Below are 3,058 nucleotides of genomic sequence, written 5' to 3'. Positions count from 1 at the left end.
CATACCGCGTGATCCATCCCCTTTGACGACGCTGTCCGACGATCGCAACAAAACGACCGACGGTGGTTATGGGCCCCTGCTTTCGCAGGGGCGACAGATAAATGCGACCGCCCCGTAATGACGACCATTGTCACTTGTTGAGAGACCTACCCTCTCACCTCGCCGACATTGGGGCGCCAGACCAGAAGCCGCCGCTCGACCAGGCTGACGAAGATGTCGATCAGGATCACAAAGGCCGAAAGCACGAACATGCCGGCGAAGACGCCGGCGACATCGAACACGCCTTCGGCCTGCTGGATCAGGTAACCGAGCCCGGCGGCCGAGCCCAGATATTCGCCGACCACTGCGCCGACGACGGCAAAGCCGACGGAAGTGTGCAGCGATGAAAACATCCATGACAGCGCCGAGGGCCAATAGACGTGGCGCATCAACTGTCCCTCGTTCATGCCGATCATGCGCGCGTTGTCGCGCACGGTGGTCGAGACTTCCTTGACGCCCTGATAGACGTTGAAGAACACGATGAAGAACACCAGCGTAACGCCGAGCGCCACCTTCGACCAGATGCCAAGCCCAAGCCACAGCGCGAAGATCGGCGCCAGCACCACGCGCGGCAGCGCGTTGGCCATCTTGACGTAAGGATCGAAGATCGCCGCGACCAGCGGCTTGCGCGCAAACCAGAACCCGATCGCAACCCCCAGGAAGGACCCGATCGCGAAGGCCAGGATCGATTCCCACAGCGTGATCGCCAGATGCTTCCAGATCACGCCGGAGACGAACCAGTCGACGATCTGGCCGCCGACCGCGAGCGGCGTCGAGAAGAAGAACGGCGGCAGCACCATGTGGCCGAGGATCGGCACGGTGGCGAAGAACTGCCAGAGCGCGATGGCAACCACGGCCACCAGTACCTGCAGGGAGAGAAGCGTCACGCGGGGCATCGAGTAAATCCGACAAACAATTGCTCGTCATACCCGGCACAAGGCCGGGCATGACGGGAAAGACCTCACGGCTTCGAAAATGTGCCGATCAGGCCGGTGGCCTGCAACACGTGGCCTTCCAGCGCCTTCATCGCCTCGGCGCGATCGAGACCCGCCGCAAGCGCGGTCGGCTCGAGATCGGTCGCCATCAGCGTCAGCGTGTAGTGATGGATCGGGCCGGGCGGCGTGCAGGGACCGAAATAGTGCGGCAGCTTCATCAGGCTGGTGCCGCCGACATATTTGTCGCTGGTCTTGGACACCTCGCCTTCGGCAAAGCCGGTGACCGAGGCCGGAATGCCATAGGCGACCCAATGGCTGACGCCGCCGGGCGGACGGCCCTCCGGATCGAACATGAAGATCGCAAAGCTCTTGGTGCCGGCCGGCGGATTCGACCAGTTCAGCGCGGGCGAGACGTTCTCGCCGACGCAATTCGGATTGGACTTGTTGTTGCCGGCGTTCTTCACCGCCAGCCGCTCACCGTCCTTGAAGCTCGGCGAGGTCAGCGTAAACACGCCGTCCGCTTGCGCCGGAACGGCGCCCATGACCACCAGCGCCGCGGCGCCGGCCAGAATCGAACCACGTAGGAACATGACTTCTCCCTTTATTGTTGGCCTGATCAGCCCTGTTTGCCCATGATCGCATGCCGTGAATTGCGTGCCTTGGGATGGGCCCGCCGGTTTTGGCGCGCGGAGTGTAGCTGCGAGCCCGGCCAGATCAAGCCGACTTGTTCCACTGCGAGCCCTCGTGACGAAGCTGTGAATGCTGTCTGGGCACCGTCATTGCGAGCGATAGCGAAGCAATCCAGAGACGACAAAGCCTGGATTGCTTCGTCGCTCGAGCGCAAAATTGCCCTGCGATTTTGTCGCGGGCTCCTCGCAATGACGTGGCGGAGCCGGGGCAAGATCGCTTCAACCGCCCGCCTTGCTCGATTGCGCATAGCCCTTCAGCACCTCGTCCTTCAGCGCGTCCCAGATCTCCCGGTGCAGGTCGTGGAAGGCCTTGGTCAGCTTCACTTCGGTGATGTCGCGCGGGCGCGACAAGCTCACGCGCCAGTCGCCGATGATGCGCGCGGAAGGACCGGCCGACATGATCACCACGCGGTCGGCAAGCGAGATCGCCTCCTCCAGATCATGGGTCACAAACAGCACCGCCTTGCGGTCGGCGCTCCAGAGATCGAGCAACAGGTTGCCCATGATCTGGCGGGTCTGGGCATCGAGCGGCCCGAACGGCTCGTCCATCAAGAGGATTTTCGGGTCACGGATCAGCACCTGCGCCAGACCGACGCGCTTGCGCTGACCGCCGGAAAGCATGTGCGGGTAGCGGTGGGAAAACGCGCCGAGGCCAACCTGGCCGAGAAAGCCTTGCGCCCGCTCCAGCGCCTCGCGGCGCGGGGTGCCGTCGATCTCGAGCGCGATCGCAACGTTGTCGATCGCGGTTTTCCAGGGAAACAGCGCGTCGGCCTGAAACAGATAGCCGGCCTGCCGGTTCAGCCCCGACAGCGGCGTATCGAAGATCCGCACGCCGCCTCCGGCCGGGGCCAAAAGCCCCGCCGCAATGTTCAGCAAAGTCGATTTGCCGCATCCGGTCGGCCCGACAATGGCGACGAACTCGCCCGGCGCGACGTTGAGATTGGCCTTCTCGACCGCGGTATAGACGCGGCCCTCGGCGAGGCGAAAGGCGACGGTGGCGTCCTGCAGCGAGACCGCCGTGGACGTCTTGTTGATTGGACTTGGTTCTTCCACCCCGGATGTCCTTGCTTGGCTTTTGGGAAAGCCTTAGCGCCTTCGAACGACAAGTTCAACGCGAGGCCGTGACGTGGTAATTGGGGCTGGGAGCCGAGCCCCACAAACGGAGGTTGCCGCCCTGATCGTGTTCGACCACGTGGCAAAGAGTTTCGATGACGGCCGCGTGACGGCGGTCGACGACGTCTCGCTTGAAGTGGGTGACAGCGAATTCCTCGCCATCGTCGGCTCTTCCGGCTCGGGCAAGACCACGCTGCTGCGGCTCGCCAACCGCCTGATCGAGGCCGACGCCGGCCACATCACCATCGACGGCGAGGACATCCGCGAGGTCGATCCGGTCGG

4 protein-coding genes are annotated in these 3,058 nt (G+C 63.5%); 1 reads left to right on the top strand and 3 read right to left on the bottom strand.

Annotation, left to right across the window (positions count from 1 at the left end; all coding sequences use genetic code 11):
* Positions 1-146 precede the first annotated feature (146 nt).
* From VFL62_RS11025 to VFL62_RS11015, 3 genes are all read right to left on the bottom strand, one after another.
* Positions 147-935: an ABC transporter permease gene (locus tag VFL62_RS11025; RefSeq protein ID WP_325172406.1), complete on the bottom strand. Its 789-nt coding sequence runs from the start codon at positions 933-935 to the stop codon at positions 147-149.
* A gap of 65 nt (positions 936-1,000) precedes the next feature.
* Positions 1,001-1,564, bottom strand: coding sequence for a YbhB/YbcL family Raf kinase inhibitor-like protein (locus VFL62_RS11020; RefSeq protein ID WP_325172405.1), 564 nt, complete (start codon positions 1,562-1,564; stop codon positions 1,001-1,003).
* Between the two features lie 318 nt (positions 1,565-1,882).
* Entirely contained in the window at positions 1,883-2,716 is an 834-nt protein-coding gene (locus VFL62_RS11015; protein WP_325172404.1) for an ABC transporter ATP-binding protein, read from the bottom strand.
* 121 nt (positions 2,717-2,837) lie between these two features.
* Here VFL62_RS11015 and VFL62_RS11010 point away from each other — a divergent pair.
* On the top strand, positions 2,838-3,058 hold a 221-nt coding region (locus VFL62_RS11010; RefSeq protein WP_325172407.1), incomplete at its 3' end, for an ATP-binding cassette domain-containing protein.

The organism is Bradyrhizobium sp. (assembly GCF_035701725.1).
Classification (GTDB): Bacteria; Pseudomonadota; Alphaproteobacteria; order Rhizobiales; family Xanthobacteraceae; genus Bradyrhizobium.
The sequence above is the reverse complement of the archived record's forward strand: the minus strand, read 5'-3'. Positions and strand labels throughout refer to the sequence as shown.

Coding starts and splice junctions, on each gene's coding strand:
- VFL62_RS11025 (WP_325172406.1), bottom strand. CDS start 935: ATGCCCCGCGTGACGCTTCTCTCCCTGCAGGTACTGGTGGCCGTGGTT.
- VFL62_RS11020 (WP_325172405.1), bottom strand. CDS start 1,564: ATGTTCCTACGTGGTTCGATTCTGGCCGGCGCCGCGGCGCTGGTGGTC.